General features: G+C 36.9%; 18 protein-coding genes and 4 pseudogenes. 3 read left to right on the forward strand and 19 right to left on the reverse strand.

Annotated elements, in window-relative coordinates; genetic code table 11:
* Positions 1-50: 50 nt before the first annotated feature.
* A pseudogene (locus tag ACN6MY_RS19045) lies at positions 51-302 on the reverse strand (carboxymuconolactone decarboxylase family protein); the annotation flags it as partial.
* Here ACN6MY_RS19045 and ACN6MY_RS19050 point away from each other — a divergent pair.
* Positions 298-579: pseudogene (locus ACN6MY_RS19050) on the forward strand (Lrp/AsnC family transcriptional regulator); the annotation flags it as partial. The pseudogenes ACN6MY_RS19045 and ACN6MY_RS19050 sit on opposite strands and share 5 nt — an antisense overlap.
* 170 nt (positions 580-749) lie before the next feature.
* Here the strand turns inward: ACN6MY_RS19050 and ACN6MY_RS19055 are convergent.
* Complete coding sequence (locus tag ACN6MY_RS19055; RefSeq protein ID WP_419881581.1) at positions 750-1,370, reverse strand: hypothetical protein; 621 nt, start codon at positions 1,368-1,370, stop codon at positions 750-752.
* Positions 1,371-1,642: 272 nt separating this feature from the next.
* Positions 1,643-1,981: a hypothetical protein gene (locus tag ACN6MY_RS19060; protein WP_419881582.1), complete on the reverse strand. Its 339-nt coding sequence runs from the start codon at positions 1,979-1,981 to the stop codon at positions 1,643-1,645.
* A gap of 566 nt (positions 1,982-2,547) precedes the next feature.
* On the opposite strand from ACN6MY_RS19060, the pseudogene ACN6MY_RS19065 reads away from it, so the two are divergent.
* A pseudogene (locus tag ACN6MY_RS19065) lies at positions 2,548-3,129 on the forward strand (transposase); the annotation flags it as partial.
* 168 nt (positions 3,130-3,297) lie between these two features.
* Here the strand turns inward: ACN6MY_RS19065 and ACN6MY_RS19070 are convergent.
* Together ACN6MY_RS19070 and ACN6MY_RS19075 are read right to left on the reverse strand one after the other, a co-directional pair.
* Positions 3,298-3,843 carry a GNAT family N-acetyltransferase gene (locus tag ACN6MY_RS19070; RefSeq protein WP_419881583.1) on the reverse strand — a complete coding sequence of 182 codons (546 nt, stop codon included), beginning with the start codon at positions 3,841-3,843 and terminating at the stop codon, positions 3,298-3,300.
* A 251-nt stretch (positions 3,844-4,094) separates the two neighbouring features.
* On the reverse strand, positions 4,095-4,958 hold the full coding sequence (locus tag ACN6MY_RS19075; RefSeq protein ID WP_419881584.1) for an SDR family oxidoreductase: 864 nt from the start codon (positions 4,956-4,958) through the stop codon (positions 4,095-4,097).
* Positions 4,959-5,161: 203 nt separating this feature from the next.
* On the opposite strand from ACN6MY_RS19075, the gene ACN6MY_RS19080 reads away from it, so the two are divergent.
* On the forward strand, positions 5,162-5,596 hold the full coding sequence (locus ACN6MY_RS19080; RefSeq protein WP_419881585.1) for an Rrf2 family transcriptional regulator: 435 nt from the start codon (positions 5,162-5,164) through the stop codon (positions 5,594-5,596).
* Positions 5,597-5,651: 55 nt separating this feature from the next.
* Here ACN6MY_RS19080 and ACN6MY_RS19085 read toward each other — a convergent pair whose 3' ends face one another.
* From ACN6MY_RS19085 to ACN6MY_RS19150, 14 genes and pseudogenes are all read right to left on the reverse strand, one after another.
* Complete coding sequence (locus ACN6MY_RS19085; RefSeq protein WP_419881586.1) at positions 5,652-7,085, reverse strand: DHA2 family efflux MFS transporter permease subunit; 1,434 nt, start codon at positions 7,083-7,085, stop codon at positions 5,652-5,654.
* A gap of 691 nt (positions 7,086-7,776) precedes the next feature.
* Positions 7,777-8,202, reverse strand: a complete 426-nt coding sequence (locus ACN6MY_RS19090; protein ID WP_419881587.1) for a MarR family winged helix-turn-helix transcriptional regulator — start codon at positions 8,200-8,202, stop codon at positions 7,777-7,779.
* A gap of 197 nt (positions 8,203-8,399) precedes the next feature.
* Complete coding sequence (locus tag ACN6MY_RS19095; protein ID WP_419881588.1) at positions 8,400-8,969, reverse strand: GNAT family N-acetyltransferase; 570 nt, start codon at positions 8,967-8,969, stop codon at positions 8,400-8,402.
* A 438-nt stretch (positions 8,970-9,407) separates the two neighbouring features.
* On the reverse strand, positions 9,408-10,079 hold the full coding sequence (locus tag ACN6MY_RS19100) for a DNA alkylation repair protein (RefSeq protein ID WP_419881589.1): 672 nt from the start codon (positions 10,077-10,079) through the stop codon (positions 9,408-9,410).
* Between the two features lie 150 nt (positions 10,080-10,229).
* A complete protein-coding gene (locus tag ACN6MY_RS19105; protein ID WP_419881590.1) occupies positions 10,230-10,907 on the reverse strand; it encodes a DUF3885 domain-containing protein in 678 nt (225 codons plus the stop codon).
* Positions 10,908-11,072: 165 nt separating this feature from the next.
* Positions 11,073-11,489: a hypothetical protein gene (locus tag ACN6MY_RS19110; RefSeq protein ID WP_419881591.1), complete on the reverse strand. Its 417-nt coding sequence runs from the start codon at positions 11,487-11,489 to the stop codon at positions 11,073-11,075.
* A 95-nt stretch (positions 11,490-11,584) separates the two neighbouring features.
* Entirely contained in the window at positions 11,585-11,770 is a 186-nt protein-coding gene (locus ACN6MY_RS19115) for a hypothetical protein (RefSeq protein ID WP_419881592.1), read from the reverse strand.
* A 51-nt stretch (positions 11,771-11,821) separates the two neighbouring features.
* On the reverse strand, positions 11,822-11,974 hold the full coding sequence (locus ACN6MY_RS19120) for a hypothetical protein (RefSeq protein WP_419881593.1): 153 nt from the start codon (positions 11,972-11,974) through the stop codon (positions 11,822-11,824).
* A 128-nt stretch (positions 11,975-12,102) separates the two neighbouring features.
* Complete coding sequence (locus tag ACN6MY_RS19125; RefSeq protein ID WP_419881594.1) at positions 12,103-12,843, reverse strand: class I SAM-dependent methyltransferase; 741 nt, start codon at positions 12,841-12,843, stop codon at positions 12,103-12,105.
* Positions 12,844-13,214: 371 nt separating this feature from the next.
* Positions 13,215-13,628: a MarR family winged helix-turn-helix transcriptional regulator gene (locus tag ACN6MY_RS19130; protein ID WP_419881595.1), complete on the reverse strand. Its 414-nt coding sequence runs from the start codon at positions 13,626-13,628 to the stop codon at positions 13,215-13,217.
* Positions 13,629-13,674: 46 nt separating this feature from the next.
* Positions 13,675-14,754 carry an RNA-guided endonuclease TnpB family protein gene (locus tag ACN6MY_RS19135; RefSeq protein ID WP_419884224.1) on the reverse strand — a complete coding sequence of 360 codons (1,080 nt, stop codon included), beginning with the start codon at positions 14,752-14,754 and terminating at the stop codon, positions 13,675-13,677.
* Between the two features lie 6 nt (positions 14,755-14,760).
* A pseudogene (tnpA, locus tag ACN6MY_RS19140) lies at positions 14,761-15,158 on the reverse strand (IS200/IS605 family transposase); the annotation flags it as partial.
* A 67-nt stretch (positions 15,159-15,225) separates the two neighbouring features.
* Positions 15,226-15,351 carry a hypothetical protein gene (locus ACN6MY_RS19145; RefSeq protein ID WP_419881596.1) on the reverse strand — a complete coding sequence of 42 codons (126 nt, stop codon included), beginning with the start codon at positions 15,349-15,351 and terminating at the stop codon, positions 15,226-15,228.
* Positions 15,352-15,410: 59 nt separating this feature from the next.
* Positions 15,411-15,914 carry a GNAT family N-acetyltransferase gene (locus tag ACN6MY_RS19150; RefSeq protein WP_419884225.1) on the reverse strand — a complete coding sequence of 168 codons (504 nt, stop codon included), beginning with the start codon at positions 15,912-15,914 and terminating at the stop codon, positions 15,411-15,413.
* Between the last annotated feature and the right edge of the window lie 557 nt (positions 15,915-16,471).

The raw sequence follows: 16,471 nt of genomic DNA on the forward strand, positions 1-16,471 counted from the left end.
AAAGGCTGCTATTTAGCAGCCTTTAGTGGAACAAATAGAGAAAGACTGTATTAAGTTGTCACAGCTTCTAATTTCATAATGGCACCAAAATACTGTGAAGCAGTAGTAAACGTAATAAATGAACAAAGTTCACTAATTTCTGCATCAGAAAGATACTCTCTTAATATATTAAATTGAGCTTCTGATATATTCCCTTTTTGTTTTATAAAAACCTCTCCAAAGCCTGCTGCAATAGACATTTTCTCATCGAACAAATGAGGTTCAGGTGTTCCTTTTGCCTTGCAATACTCACAGCCATTAGAAGTGGATTATGCTAAATTAGGCGCTCCTATTCAATGCATGATAGAAGCAACCGTTAAAAATGGAGATTATACTTCTTTTAAGAGATATATTGAAGAACTTCCAAATGTTGAATTTTGTTACCGAATCGCTGGAAACGCCTGTTATATGCTTAAAATGCAGTTCGATACATTTGCCAAAGCAGAAGAATTTATTGAAGAGGTAAATCCTTATGCTCAAACGGTAACGCATTTTATTTTTTCTAAAGTTCAGACGAGTATAAGATTTGGTTCAGACTGAATTCTTGTTCAGCTAACATGTTTTTTAGATAAAACAAAAAAACTGCCGCAGCAGCAAATTCATCTTCAGCTAACGGGTGCGTGAGCTGAATAAAATTATTGACCCCTTCAGAAATGAACGATTGCGGCAAGTTATATACATTGTTCAAGAACAATGACCTTGCTCAAATCTTAGTACCTTTCTGAAGTTCTTTTCAGCAGTTTGATTCCTGTAAGCCAAAGGGCAGCTCCGGTTCCCCACAAAATCAGGGCTGAACCAAATCCGAGAGTTGCCCACCATACCTCAAGTTGATGATGCTCTATGGTAACTCTGACAGGTAATGTCAGTAATGTAACGATAGCAAGCAAGCAAAGGAGTGTGCCTGCAATATAATGGATTCTAACCCTAAAGAGGCGGGCTAGAGGAAAGAAGTGAGCACCCACAATAAGGGCCATCACAGGGACAAACAAATCTAAATGGTTGGCAGCCCTGCATATTGCACTGGCGGCGGCAATAAACACACCTTCTAAACCAAAAATAATACCGAACATGATACTCATTCTTTTTGAATGACGGGCAGAATTCCCTTCCATTATTACGTTTGATAGCATTTTTGACTTCTTTATTAGTTTGATTCCACCTATAAGGAGGAAGACACCAATCAACAGGGATACCATCAAAAACCAAATAAATCCCCATCCCTGCAAACCTCTTATACCAATTCCTGCCCAAAGAGTACCGAAAAATGCCATGAAAAGAACTCCGGCTGCCGTCCCGCGCACAGCAGCACCGTGAATGATTGTTTGCGGCATATAATAACTCCACCTCTTTCCATTGCATTCTGAAAAATGTAACAGCTAAACTGGTTTTGGATCAGATAAAATCATCCCAAGGATGCTTTCACTTTCTTATTGATCCTGATGTCCTGGAGTTGTGGATAGCAGCAAGTCCTGCCTCACCACTCATGTTGCAGCTTGAAAAATATAAATTTCGAGGCTTGTGTACTTCAAATGATTATAGAAAAATGACTATTTGAATCAGTGTCAAATAGCCTGTCTTTGTATAAGGTTAGTCCTTTTAATTGCTACCGTCTATGATGGCTAAAGTAGAAATAAGCCTGCTCCAAATAAAAGGAAATCCAGCTTCCTGAAAGAGAAAGCAGCTTTCTGCTGGCCTTAACCAGTGTCAGTTTTTCAACCGGTGATACTTGGTCCACAGTCTGATAGATAAAGAAGAAAACAATCAGGAAAAACCCTGAAAGTATGATTTCTAGAGATTTGTCCAGGACAATATCCAGGCGGTAGGCCTCTACTCCATAATGCCTAATCCAATGGGTCAGGCAAAGCATATACAGTGCTTCATTCATACAGTAGGCAAAGGTGATCAGCTTAAACAGCTTGAAGGCTTTTTTTTCAAAAAACAATTCCTTTGTAATGCTCCTTTTATGCCCCCTCATTTCCATTAAATCGAGGGTGAAATAAAGATGAAGCGGCTTTCCGGCGGCAAGGCTGGCTGCGTATATAAGGAACAGGCTGGCCGAGTAGAGGACATTATTCCATAAAAGCTGAAGGGCTGAACCTGACAGAGATCCACCACGAGTCCTGCTAATAAATTAGTCAGTACAAAAATCCCCGTATAGTTCAGCCTGCCATTTTGATTGAACCTGTACAGGCTATATAAGATGCCAGGGAGTGTAGAAAGCAGCATGGCCGGATATTCCCCGATTATCTCTCTGCTGACCTCCCAGAAAGCCAGAGGAAACAGAAAAAAAAGTATTAAATCAGCGACCAGCAATAAGTTCACCCGCATATCATTCTCCTGTCCTTCCCACGTTCATTGAATTATATGGGTTTAGCCAGGAAATAAGAACAAGCTTCATAAACACATTTTTTCAAACCATTATGACTTTATGGTTAGTTATTAAGATTTGGCGAAATTGTTGTAATAAAACGACCTCCTGGATAAGATGATTGGAGAACACATGGACAAAGTGAGGATGAGTTAATTAATACAATCAATGAGTTATGTAAAAGCTGTTCTTTAAAGTGGGCAATTGATAAGGCTAGGATTCTTAAAGCCGCGGCAGCACGCAATCCATTTGAAAAGACCATCTATCAAAGCCATATCTTAAGCCTTAACATGTATATTGATATGCTTTTTCAATACAAAGAGCACCTATCCAAGTTGGAAGCTGAAATAGATGCCCTTGCAAAAGAAATTGAAGAATATAACATCATCAAAACTATCCCAGGTATTGGAGAGAAGATCGCTGCAACGATCATTTCCGAAATTGGTGAGATAGATCGATTCACTAATCCCAAAAAGCTCATGGCCTTCGCAGGCGTTGACCCTAGTGTCTTTGAATCAGGTAAGTTTAGAGCTACACAAAATCGTATTACCAAACGAGGTTCTAGCAGGCTAAGACATGCTTTAAATATGGCAGTCAGTGCAGCTATACGGGATAAGCGTAAAGCAAGAACAGATGAATTACTCCTCCCTCGAAACAAGAGATTAAGAGAGTTTTACGATAAAAAACGAGAGGAAGGTAAACCCTTTAAAGTCGCTGTGATTGTCTGACCTTTACCTGAGTATTGTGACCAATCCCAATTTAAGCCAGAAACATTTCGCACAACTACACTGCTCCGTTAGCACAATACAAAATGGGCATCGCCACAGCGATCCCCATTCCTCAATTATGTCATCCATTTATTATAAAAAGCCATTACTGCTTAGAAACTATCACTTCTGCTTTAAATTGTCACTGATAATACCTTTATCTTTCCTTTTTAAATCAAAGTAAAGTAAGTTCTCCTTAAGTTCTATATTCTCCTTAAAACCGAGCTTTCTCATTAAATTAATTGATCGCTGGTTTTTAGAATCAACCGTTGCATCTATTATATCCAACCCCATCTGGGAAAAACCAAATGAAATTACTTCTTTCATTGCTTCAGACATTAATCCCTTATCCCAGTAATCTTTGCATAAATCGAATCCCACTTCTGCTATAAAATCTTCATTTCTTCTTAAATAATGAAATCCAATTGTTCCAATGAACTTTTCGCTGTTTCTATCATACATCCCCCACCTGCACCCTGAATCCTCCATATGATATTGTATAATTTCTTCAGCTTCCTTTATATGTTTACAAGGTTCTATATCCATAAACATAGTTACATTAATATCTGAGAAATGCATAAAAACTTCTTCCGCATTATCAAGGGTTAATATTCGAAATTTAATCCTCTCAGTTTCCAATGGAGGATACTCAACAATTTTAGTGTTCATATCTTTTATTCCACCTCTTAGTTTAAGCTGTTCCAGTAAGGATTCTATACTGTATCAAAAAATACCTTTTTGAACTAACCTTAAGTATATTTTTTCACAATCTTTGTTTTACTGTCGTTACCTTCCTTGCCTCTTCTATCTGTTACTGATAACTACTTTTCATGGGAACCTCCTTTTTATAATTGCAATTGTATAATTCTGCAAAAAAAAAGCCGACTTAAGAGTCGGTTTTTTTGTTCATTTTATTTTGTTTATAATGTTGCATTAACAAGTTGGGTCAGTGCCTCATTGATCGGTGTAACTGGACGACCAAGAACTTTTTCAAAATCGTTGCTTTCCACGTCTAGCGAACCGTTCCGAATACTTTCTTGAATTCCTACTATAATCGGAATCACAAAATCAGGTAAACCTAAGCCTTTCATGATCTCTGCATATTTTTCATCACTAACTTGTTGTACAGGTATTTCTTTACCCACTACATTACTTAGAGCAGATACCATTTCTTCTTGAGTTAAAAGAGGACCAGAAAGTTCATACACTGTATTTTCGTGACCGTTTCCAACAAGAACTGCTGCCGCTGCATCTGCGTAATCTTGTTGTAGTGCCCAGCCTACTTTACCTTCTCCAGCAGAAGTTACCCATGGGGCTCCTGCCATGGCACCTTGAATGCTTCCGATTTCGTTTTCCAAATACCAATTGTTACGCAAGAAAGAATATGGGATACCAGTCTTAATGATGGCTGCTTCTGTCGCTACATGAGGAGGAGCCATCAAATTTTTACTTTCTGTTGCATTGGCTATACTTGTGTAAGCAATAAATTTTACCCCTGCACGCTCAGCTGCTTGTACAGCATTAGTATGTTGATGAATTCTTGTTTCATTGTCACCATCAGCAGAGATAATTAATAAGCGGTCAATCCCTGAAAAAGCATTATCCAATGTTTCTGGACGATCAAAATCTCCTTGACGAATTTCCACTCCACGAACACGAAGTCCTTCGGCTTTCTCTGGATTTCGAACACTTACCGCCAGATCACTTGCAGGTATAGATTTCAATAATGATTCCACAACCTTTGAACCTAATTTCCCTGTTGCTCCTGTAACTAATATTTTCATTTTGTATTCCTCCCATTTGATTTTACCTGTAACAAAACTGAATACATGTACTTATTGTAGTTACCTGTATTTGTTTTGTCAACAGGATAAATGCTATTTATACTATTGTTCATAATTTGGTATAATAAACATGTAATCGAATTAATTACATGATCAAGAAAAAAATTTATATAGCGGAATATTAGTAAAGGTGGTAACTGAGCATGTCTATTAGCAGCCGATTTGCTGTCGGAATTCATATATTGACTCTAATTGAATTAAATAAAGAAGGAGTGACATCTTCGGAATTTTTAGCCTCAAGTGTTAAAACGAACCCAGCCGTGATAAGAAAACTAATGGGAATGCTAAAAAAAGCTGGTTTGATTGAGGTACACCCAGGTATTGCAGGGGCTAAACTCGCAAAGGAATTATCTGAAATTACACTGTTCGATGTTTATAAGGCAGTGAATGTTGTAAAGGAAAAAGAATTATTTAGCATACATGAAAATCCAAATCCTGATTGTCCTGTAGGCAGGAACATCCAGAATATAATTGAACCATTATTTACAACAGCCCAATTGGCAATGGAGAAGGTTTTAAGAAATGTTACTTTAGAAGATGTTGTGAAGGATATTGCGGTTAAAGAAAATATATGTTAGAAAAGACATTCAAAATGAATGTCTTTTCTCTTTGTTCTTCAAAAGTTTTATTTCTTTAGTTTTCATTTACCGCCTCGCTGCTGACTACGACGCGGCGGATGAAGAGCGCTATGACCACTCCTATCAGTGCTATAATCATCGTAAACAAGAACACGTTTTGTGAACCTGCCGTCATCGCCTTTGCAATTTCGGCCTGATTGGTCGGAGCGGAGGAGCCGTGCAAGTATTTCTCCATACCGCCCGTAAGGATACTGATTGCGACCGCTGTTCCAATTGCGCCCACGACCTGCTGCAGTGTGTTCATGACTGCCGTGCCGTGCGGGTATAACTCTGGCGGCAATTGATTTAGCCCGTTCGTTTGAGCAGGCATCCATATCATGCCTACCCCAACCATGAGCCCAATATGCAAAGCCACGATAAAGGCCACTGAAGAAGCAGGGGAAAGGGCAGTAAAGAACCATAACATGACTGCAACGATCACGAGTCCGGGAATAACGAGCCATTTCGGCCCATATTTATCGAACAGGCTCCCCATACGCGGGGAGAGGATACCGTTCAGCGCGCTGCCCGGCAAAAGCATGAGTCCAGTAGTGAACACAGACAGCCCTGTACCCGTCTGCAGAAACATCGGCAGAATAATCATGCTCGACATAATGATCAACATACACGACATTACCAGGAGCAGCCCAACGACATACATTGGGTACTTGAAAACGCTCAGATTCATCATCGGATTGTGCATAACGTTCTGCCGCAGTATGAACAGCACCAGCGCGATGAGCCCAACCACGATTGAAGTAACCACGACTGCACTGCTCCAGCCTTCAGATCCTTCGCCTGCCTTACTGAAGCCGAAGACAACTCCTCCAAAGCCGATTGTTGATAACGCGACAGACAGCAGATCTATCCGGGGCTTCGTGACATCGGTGACATTTTCCAAATACTTCAGCCCTATCAACAACCCAATAATCAGGAATGGCAGCGAAAACCAGAAGATATAATGCCATGTTAAATACTCGATTAATAGACCGCCTATGGTCGGGCCGGTTGCTGGCGCAAACATGATAACAAGTCCAACGAAACCCATCGCCGCCCCCCGCTTTTCCGGCGGATATATGACAAGAATGGTGTTGAACATGAGGGGAAGCAACAACCCCATACCTACTGCCTGTAAAACTCGGGCAAACATCAACATTTCAAAATTGAATCCGAGTGCCGCAATCGATGTGCCGACGATTAAGCTTATGAGCGAACCTGTGAACAGCTGCCTCGTCGTAAACATTTGCAGCAGCAGCCCGCTCATCGGCATTAAAATGCCAAGAGTAAGCAAGAACCCGGTTGTTAACCACTGTGCGGTTGCAGCCGAAATTTGGAACACTTCCATTAAATTAGTCATTGCTATGTTTAGAGCGGTTTCGCTAAACATGCCCACAAAACCGCAGATAAGCAGCGATGCCAAGATGGCACGCGTATTGTATTGCTTCTTCATTTCTATATCTCCTTATCAATCAATTTAATTAATAACAGTTTACTTTTTAGCAGAACCTGGTTTGTTTAAATACTCAAGCATGAAGGACTGGTCTTCTAATTCATTTAAGATTGATAGGCAAAATTTTGTCCATGCCGGCAAAATTTCCTCCTTCTGCATCTAACGTCGAAGCGGCTGATTCCCAATTCCCCCACAATGCTTGTACAATTTGGATGGCTTCATGAGCCATGTCATCTCATGCTTTGCGACTGGCATTCTGATCATTAAGATTTGCTGCCATTACTGAAGGGGCTGAACGTTTCAATAGATATAAAAACAAAAAATAATATTTAGCCTACTAACTAATTTATGTTGATTATTCGGCAAATACAGTTTTTCCTTTAGTTTCCTTACTAAATTGTTGCATATAATACTTATATGCCCAGCTTTTGAACGTCCTAGTTGTAAATGGCTGGTACAGTGGTTCTTTAAAATCCTGGCCAAGCGCATCTAAAAAACAGGGTTTCCTTACGTCTTTAGAAATATTCCTATGAGATTATGCAAAAGCATTTTATCAAGTACGGATATCATTGTGTCGGCTAGACGCATCCTAAGTGGATTCCCATACCCTTTTTCAAATAAACGATATAGAACTATACTATATTTAGATTGCTAAACAATTTAGCCTGCTAAATATCAACACGGAGAAAACTTAGAACAAGTTTCTCTCCATTCGCTTCATAAGTTCCCTTAAGATTATGCGTTCTTCCGGTAAGATTGAATGGAGTAACCTTTCTTGCTGCTGCTTCCATTTGAAATCAACCGGTTTCTCTAATTCTTCACCTTTGTCCGTTAGATAAATTCGCATAACCCTTGCATCTTCTTCATCACGTTTACGGAATATAAACCCATTTTGCTCCAGCGATTTAACCATATTTGTTACCGTAGGCGGCTCACATTTTAAATGTTCACATAGTTGCATTTGTGTTACTCCATCACCTAACCACAAACGAGCGAGTAGTCTATCCTGGCCTACATATAGATTAAGTTCTCTTAGATTTTCGCTATAATCTCGACGCATTTTGGATGAAATTTTATCTAATGACTCACGAATATCGCATCCAACCTTATCGTTCATAGATATGCCTCCACTACTAAAATGTACTTAGCAAGCTAACTATATCACTGTTAAAAATTTAGTTGCCATTTATCTTTAGTGACCTGCTCTCATTTTATCAGGCTATATTTATCTAAAACGGAGGGCAAAAGTATTTTTTTATTCTCTAACTTTCATATGTTAACATTACTAAAATTGCGCCTAAATGATTACCTATTCTATTGTTCCTTTTTTTCGGTATTCAAATACTCGTCTTTTAATATCGAATAATATGCGCTATCTACTAGTGAACCTTTTATCATTTCGCTTTTACGAAGAATCCCTTCACATTTCATGCCTAAGCGACTCAATACTTTTCCAGAAGCCCTATTCTTTACCTCATGTCCTGCATATACTCGCTCTAACCCCAGTACATCGAAGGCTAATCCTAGTATGAGTTTCCCGGCTTCTGTCATGTAGCCATTACCCCAAAAATGTCTATTTAATGTAAAACCTAGTTCTCCACTTTTGTTCCATTCATGCACCCTGAACTCGATAGCGCCGACCATTTTGTTGCTTTCTTTCAACACAATTGCGTATTTACCTATAGGCTCTTTTACAAAATAATTCGCAATTACATTTTTAGTTTGGTCCAAATCTTTATGTTGCTCATAAATAAAACGTGTAGTTTCTTCATCAGATGTATATTCATACATATCTTCAGCATCATCAAGCGAAATCGGCCGTAATATGATACGCTCACTTTCCATTTGTGTGTGCTTAACTATTAAAAGGTTTAAATTACTCATGTTCTCTCTCCAATTCATTTATCCTAAGTTACTCTTTTTATATTAAATTATTATAACATATAAATTATTCATACAGTGATTATAATTCCAAATATTGAAAAACATTGGGGGGCATATTGTAATTCTTGTTACACTAAAGCCCCGTACTTTAACTGTCCCCAACCATGCAAATGACTTCGAAGCTATGTAATAACCGATCTAAAATTGCTGCGGTGATTCCTTGATCTGCCATCACATCACCCACTCCTCAATGTAAAATCCTTTTATAACTAACCTGCCCATTAGCACAACAAGAAAAGATACAACTGGTGTTCAGATAAATCTTCAACTCTTGTAGCCTTTAGTTTAAGTAATATTCATCGCAATTTTTTTAAGTAAAGGGCTGCCCAGCAACACTCCATTAGTTCTCTTGTCAGCGTAATATCGTTAAGCATAAAGTTACAGATTTTTCAATGCCTCACGTCTGCTAAGTGATTTTAAATCATTTAATGAAACAAACTCTTTTACAGCCAAAGGGTTCGTTTTTGCGTATTCTCTCAATGCCCAGCCTATGGCTTTTTGAACAAAAAATTCTTCACTAGCAGCCCTATTAAGAATATATTGAAATAAGCGTTTTTCATCGGTTCTATTTTTATAATAAAGTTGATATAGCAACGCTGATCTTTGCAGCCAAAAATTCTCATCTGAAATCCATTGATCTGCATATTGAGAAGTTAGTTTTGGATAGGCTGTAAACATATACCCCATTATATGAGGGGAAAGCACATCCACAGTATCCCACCATGACTTATTAACTAATAAAGAACTTAACCATGGCATATCTTCTGGAGTTAGATCAATTTTTACTTTGTTAAGGATATCGAGTGCTGCTTTTTGGTATTCTCTTTCTGAACGTTCCCACAATGTAAGAATGACATCTTTTAGGTAATCTTTTTTCGGGACACCAAATTCATGTAAAAATTGCTTTGTCAGTTTTCGACGTATTGGTGTTCGAATGCCTAAAAAATCAAACTGGTTCCTCAAGTAGCTTTTAGACCAGTTAGCATAATCTATATCAATATGTTGGGTATATAGTTTAGCAAGTCCTTCAACGTAACTGTTTATTTGCATATCTTAGCACCACGTTTTGGAATTGCATTATATTTTAAGCTGTTCTTCAATTTCTTCCCCTCTTATTCCAAGGTGTATAACCTTTTATTCTGTGATACACACACGTAATTCCTGCATCAGCTCTTTTAAGAAGTCTTAATATATCCTTATTCACTTAAAAAGTTTATTAATATTATCCTCACAGTAGGAGCAAATCCAATCTCTATATTTATCATATAATGGGCGAAGGGTTTCTAAAGAATTAGATATGACTTCACAGCCAGTATCATCATGCATATAGAATATTACATTTTTAGAGACATTAACGAAAAATACATCATACTGCATTCCACATTCATCTGACAATCTCGGTTTTAAAGATGGAAAATCCCTATTAGTTAGTGCTTTTAAAATTAAACGGGTTTGAATGTCCCGTTTTGTACAATTTAAGGAATATTGAATGGTATGAGCCTTCAATGGTTCCTCCTCTTCTTCTTCAGAAAACGGGTAGGGCAAGGTATTTTGCTGTAAATGATATCTCACATTTTTATTTGAAATATAATTAAGGTATAATCCTAATTTTGATTTATACTTGATATCATTCTCCCTATAGACATTTACTATCAGGAAAACTTGATCATCATCTGAAAAAATGCTGTTAAAGATAGACGATGCCTGAAAATACACTTCCTCAAAGTATTTTGGATTAAAATCTTCTGAACCATCGATAAATTGATAAAGGTCTCTTGCGAATTCAAAGTCCAAATTAATTTTCCATTGGTCTGTTAGACTTGGACCCAAAGTAATTCCCGGAAAAACACTATTTAAATATTCATTAATATTGAACATTCTAATTTCCTTTCTTTACAATACAATATATAAATAAGCCAATTCCATTATCCTGTCCGTTTAGAGCCTTGCTGTTCCTTTCTACATAAATAAGCTCAAAATCGATATTAAAGGATGTTCGGATTCATTAACTAGACAAATGCAAGCTGGTATATAATCAACAATTCACTTGGGTAAATTTAGATTTCCCCAACCTCCAATTGCCTTTATAAATTTGGGATTTTCTTTAAAGTTGGGATCTTTTGCATGAATCTCAATTCCTTCAATCAACTCATCTTCTGTGATTTCGCCATAATAATAGGTTAGGAAAATCATATCTATATAATCATAAATGGAAGTATTGTCAATGTCATACTTAGGCATCCCAAGGTTATAGGCGATCTCATATTGAAAATCCATTTGCTTAAATTCCATAGCTTCAAGAAAAATAGCAGCGAATCTACTAGAGTGGTCATCATTTTTGCTGTTAGTCTTCTTTGGAATCTTTAAGTAACCTTCTTCTTGTAATGTTGAAAACATATTATATGGTGTGTTATCGATAGCTTTTAAAAATCCCAGTAATTCTTTTAGGCTAATTTCCATTTTCGGTTCACCATTTTCACCTCAACAATAATTTTCCCTACTATCTTGATGGAACAAAAAAAAATTCTCCAAACATATTCCCCATACAACTTAGTTTAAAGTAGTCTTCTAATATTATTCCATCCATATACAAGTTCATTGAGTTTCTTCCTAGAAATGCTAACCTCAATGATGTCTATTTTTTCACCCCCAAGAGTCTCGAAAAAAAGACGGGAGCTATTATCTTCCAGCACTAAAACAATCATTGAAAAAAATTTCTTTTGCTTTAGTTTTGGTTTCACTAATAATCTCCCTAGCCCTTTTCTTTGATACTCTTCTAAAATATATATAGCTTATATTTCACCACTGTAATCAGGGTATTTACCGGATTTTTCTTTACCGCCAGAAGAAAAACCAACAATTTCTCCTTCTTCGTTTTCTGCTACAAATACATCGTTATTAGGAATGTTTCCTTTCCATAATTGCTCTCGTCCTTCATAATTCAAATTATTTAAGTATTCAGCTGGAATGGTATTTGCATATGTGGTTTTCCAACTATTAACGTGTACTTTGGCTATTCCTTTGGCATTTGCTTAACACAGCTTTTCTTATCCTCATTTAGCTACCTCTTTTTTTAATAAACTTTCTTTGCCCTGATAATCATAAAAGACGGTTTTTTCATCTCATTAATTAGCCTTGGCAAACTATTCAATGCCTTATTATTGGGTATAGGCTCAATTACTTGCTCAATCTGAAAGCCATTTAAGATTAGTTCATTTATTACAGTAGAAAAAGTACGGTGATATTTCACAACACCATCTATATACCAATGCTGCTGCCTTTCACCTTCTTCCTGATAATGATCCACTGCGTAATGAGAGGTGTTATTTTTTTCATCAACTATCCAATTATCCATATCTTTTCTTGCAGTTACAATCGGATGTTCAATGGAGAATACAAAAACCCCCGTTTGCTTTAAACTAGAATGAATTTTTTTAATAACAGCATCATAGTCCCGTATATAATGCAGTGCCAGTGAACTAACCGCAACATCAAATTCATTTTGTTTTAACTGAATATCTTCTAAGGCAGTATTTACATAGTGAATATGTTCATGGGGATTTTTTTGCTGAGCAACTTCAATCATTTTCTTCGAGATGTCTATCGCCACGACCTCCCGAGCCTGCTCTTTTACACAATACATAGCAAAGTCTCCCATTCCGCAGCCTACATCCAATACATTTTTATGTTTTAATTCAGGCAGCATATCTCTTAATGCCGGCTGTTCTAATAAATCATTGTAATTCAATTCAGACTCACGCAGGGTCTTGTAGCTCTGGAAGAATTCCGGATGATCATAAATGTTTTGTTTCACGTTCAAACCGCCTCTTTCTCAGGAGAATTTTTCATTGATACTATCATAATTTTTCCATATTTTTTATTTAAAAAATAGACTTATAATTATGTTTTTGGTAAGATTTAGATTGAATCATGCCTAAAAATCAATAAAAGATTTCAATTATAAAAGGAGAATCCTTACACAGGGATTCTCCTTTTGAGTCTTTTAATGAATGCTTTATTATTCAAAATTAGACACTTTATTCTTCTCCATTAAACTACGCCGTTGACTCATTAAGAAGCTATGATAAGATTTTGAATATTGTTCTGGAGAAACACATAGCTGTATATCGAAATCACCCATTGTAAGGCGCAGACGTACCACTTAGTTTAAGAACAGTACTGGTTTTAGTAACCACTTTCGATTAAATTGTTTAATAGTTCTTTTTGAATACGAAGTAATGTTTGAATATCATCATCAGCCATATTTTCTATTGCAGAAAGCATTGCCCTATAAGATATTGAATTCTTACTGGATTTTTTGGACACTTCTTCACCTTTAATAGTTACCTTTAACTTTACTTCTCTCCGGTCTTCGTCAAAAAATCCCCTTTCAGCCAGGCCCATATTAACTAATTTATCAACCCCAACGCTTATTGTACTTTTTGATGAAATAAGCCTTTCAGCCAGCTCTTGCTGCGTTAATTCTGGAACTGCATATAAAGTATTGAGTATGGATAATTGCTTTGAGACTCCCACATTTAATAGGATTCTTGAATGACTAAGCGTTCTCAGTCCATTTCTGTTTTGAACAGCCTTCAAGATTAGGATATCTCATTACCCCTCCTAAGACAGTGCGTATAGCATCTTAGGCTGATTGACTCTTACCATCAATCACAGGTGCATATCGTATGTTCATGGCACCCAAAACATCTCGGTGTGTTATAAATCCACATGGACACTCGTATTTTCTGTCTTGTGCCTTATTCTTTTCAGTACATTTTGGACACGTTTGACTTGTGTATGCGGGATTCACATATTCTACCTTAATACCAGCTAATACTGCTTTATACTCGATGAATTGTGCCAGACGATAGAATGACCAAGTGTGTAGATTTTTTTCGTTTTTACGGCTTGTTCGTGCCGTCTGCCTAATATTCGATAGTTGCTCTAATCGAATGACAGAAATACTGTTATCAGTTGCAAAATTAACAATTGCACGACTCACTTTATGGTCTTGGTCTTGCATCCATCGTTGTTCTTTATCATCTAGTTGTCGAATGGCATTTACTTTCTTGATTTTGCCTAACTTCTTCCGAATACTACGAAACTTCCGCTTCATATATTTGTTTTGTCTGCCTTTTCCAAAGAAACGGACCCTATTATCGTCTGTGATGGCTACCGCAGGGACTTTAAGACCTAAATCAACACCCATGATTTTAGTTCCCGTTTCCACATTTATAGGAATGGTGACAGATATTTGAGCCATCCACTTACCGGATTTCTTCGTGATACGAAGTGTGCCTAACTTGTGCTTCAATAAATTAAAGCTGCGGTTCTCTTTATCTACTAACAACGCTCTAACCTTTAACCGGGTTGATTTTCCATTCACCATAAACGGTATGGAAATGTGCGTAAGGTCAAATGAATAGTTTTGGTTGTTCCATACACAAACAAGTTTTTTTAGAATGGGGACGATTTTGTATTTACTTTTTTTCACTTTTGTTGAAAACACACTTTTAGCATCTTTAATTGCTTGATTTTTGACTGCACTTGGGATATTGGCTTCAATATCTTTTGTACTTTTCTTTGTGCTTTTCTTTTCATTAACCATTTCTGATACAAGTGTGTTAATGACTTTGATATACTCACGGCTACTTTGTTCCAATAATTGAATTTGTTCTTTGGTTGGAAGCAATTTAATCTTGACTGTGATAGTTTGCGACATGGATTCACCCCCTTGTTTTTGTTGTTCTACATATCGCTTAATCGTTTCACTCGAAACATTTCCTGCGGTAGAAACAAAATAGGAACGTGTCCACAGACTTGGCAAATGCTGAAGATGAGGAAACTCCTCTCTAAGCTTTTTAGATGTCACTCCTTTAATCTTTGCCATTGTATCAGCAGGACTAAGTGATGGTAGTGTATTTAAGAACAAGTGAACGTGGTCTTTATCACATTCCATTGCGCCAATAACAATATCCTGTTCATCACATATGTCTTGCACCAACTCTTTGAAACGTTCTTCTACTTTTGTGTCAAGGAATATCTTTCTTCTGTACGTGGACAAAATACGAAGTGATAGTTAATGAACGATACGGTTGTTTTGGTTCTCCTATAATCATTTATCATATGTACATTGTATCAGTATATTTATATAACCGCACCGAAAAATGGAATATAATAACATTTTAGATACTTAAAGCAACCCAAAGCTTTCAGCATTCTTTTTCGTAAATTCAGCTGTGGTCTTGTTAATAGCCCAAAATGATTGGTAAACTTCCTGTACTTGCTTAACTTTTGGATCTTTGAAATTCAAGTCCATGTCAATCACTCCTAAATAAAAGAATGTTAGAACCATCTTATCTTTTTCCCCAGGGACAATTAATAGAGAACCTTCTTTTTAGCAGAAGAAGCATTAACATATTTTTTATAGTGAACAAGCGTCGCTTTTTCATTTAAGCTATGTTTCCAGTCTTCACGTCTATATCCCATTTTTTCATATAAATAGCAGTTACGTTCTTCTTGTGAAATAGTCCTCAATTCCCAAGTTTCTGCTTGAGGGAATAACCCCTCAATTAGACGTATCGCTTTCTGTGCTATACCCCTCCCTTGATATTCAGGTAAAATAAACATGGGACTTATCCAAAATTGCGTCTCTTCTTTCCACAATACACAAATAGCACCCGCAAGCACATCATCGGCTAGTATTTTATAAAATCCTCCATCTGGTTTATTTATCCTTTCCAACACTTTTTCAATTGTTTCATTAGCAGGATTTGTATCGTAATCTTTATATTCATCCAATAACGGATTAAAAGCCTTTACTTGAATATCAAAAATAGACTTTGCATCCATTTCTGCCGCTTTCTCCAAACTGATTTCCATGAACATACACCACCCACCTAAAATATTTTCTTTTACAGAACATATTACTTCTTCTAATAAAAAATTTATGTATTTACTGATTTACATTGAAGTAACGATCGTTGCCAAAGCAAATAGGCCGAGTATAGGTATACCTAAAAAAACAGGTGACTAAGGAAAAAAGAAAAATGCAATATCGGGAACTCTGTATTTAATAAAGACATAAATTCCAAGTGAAATACCAAAAAGACCTGCTGTGATCCAGTATAAATCAGCAATTCCCAGACTTAGTTAATTCATCTTTCATCCAATATGTATATAAGAAACTAAACTGATAAAGCAACGATGTCACCGAAAGCCCTGCAAGTACTTTTCCCTTCATTACCTCACCCTTCCTTAGTTTCAATCTAACCTATTTTTGAATATATTTCCATAAAAAAAAGGAGCTGCCTTAGCAGCCGAATAATCTTCCACTCACGCACCCTTTCGTTAAGTAAGACTAATCATTTGAATTTTCAGATATTTTTTTGGGAGCTGCAAAGTTTTCCTACTGCACTTTAAGGACAAATCCATATGAA

It is taken from the genome of Peribacillus sp. B-H-3 (assembly GCF_048572925.1).
Classification (GTDB): domain Bacteria; phylum Bacillota; class Bacilli; order Bacillales; family DSM-1321; genus Peribacillus.

Coding starts and splice junctions, on each gene's coding strand:
- ACN6MY_RS19080 (WP_419881585.1), top strand. CDS start 5,162: ATGTCTATTAGCAGCCGATTTGCTGTCGGAATTCATATATTGACTCTA.
- ACN6MY_RS19135 (WP_419884224.1), bottom strand. CDS start 14,754: ATGTCGCAAACTATCACAGTCAAGATTAAATTGCTTCCAACCAAAGAA.
- ACN6MY_RS19055 (WP_419881581.1), bottom strand. CDS start 1,370: ATGCCGCAAACAATCATTCACGGTGCTGCTGTGCGCGGGACGGCAGCC.
- ACN6MY_RS19110 (WP_419881591.1), bottom strand. CDS start 11,489: ATGGAAATTAGCCTAAAAGAATTACTGGGATTTTTAAAAGCTATCGAT.
- ACN6MY_RS19150 (WP_419884225.1), bottom strand. CDS start 15,914: ATGGAAATCAGTTTGGAGAAAGCGGCAGAAATGGATGCAAAGTCTATT.
- ACN6MY_RS19095 (WP_419881588.1), bottom strand. CDS start 8,969: ATGAGTAATTTAAACCTTTTAATAGTTAAGCACACACAAATGGAAAGT.
- ACN6MY_RS19105 (WP_419881590.1), bottom strand. CDS start 10,907: ATGTTCAATATTAATGAATATTTAAATAGTGTTTTTCCGGGAATTACT.
- ACN6MY_RS19145 (WP_419881596.1), bottom strand. CDS start 15,351: ATGGACTTGAATTTCAAAGATCCAAAAGTTAAGCAAGTACAGGAAGTT.
- ACN6MY_RS19070 (WP_419881583.1), bottom strand. CDS start 3,843: ATGAACACTAAAATTGTTGAGTATCCTCCATTGGAAACTGAGAGGATT.
- ACN6MY_RS19075 (WP_419881584.1), bottom strand. CDS start 4,958: ATGAAAATATTAGTTACAGGAGCAACAGGGAAATTAGGTTCAAAGGTT.
- ACN6MY_RS19085 (WP_419881586.1), bottom strand. CDS start 7,085: ATGAAGAAGCAATACAATACGCGTGCCATCTTGGCATCGCTGCTTATC.
- ACN6MY_RS19090 (WP_419881587.1), bottom strand. CDS start 8,202: ATGAACGATAAGGTTGGATGCGATATTCGTGAGTCATTAGATAAAATT.
- ACN6MY_RS19100 (WP_419881589.1), bottom strand. CDS start 10,079: ATGCAAATAAACAGTTACGTTGAAGGACTTGCTAAACTATATACCCAA.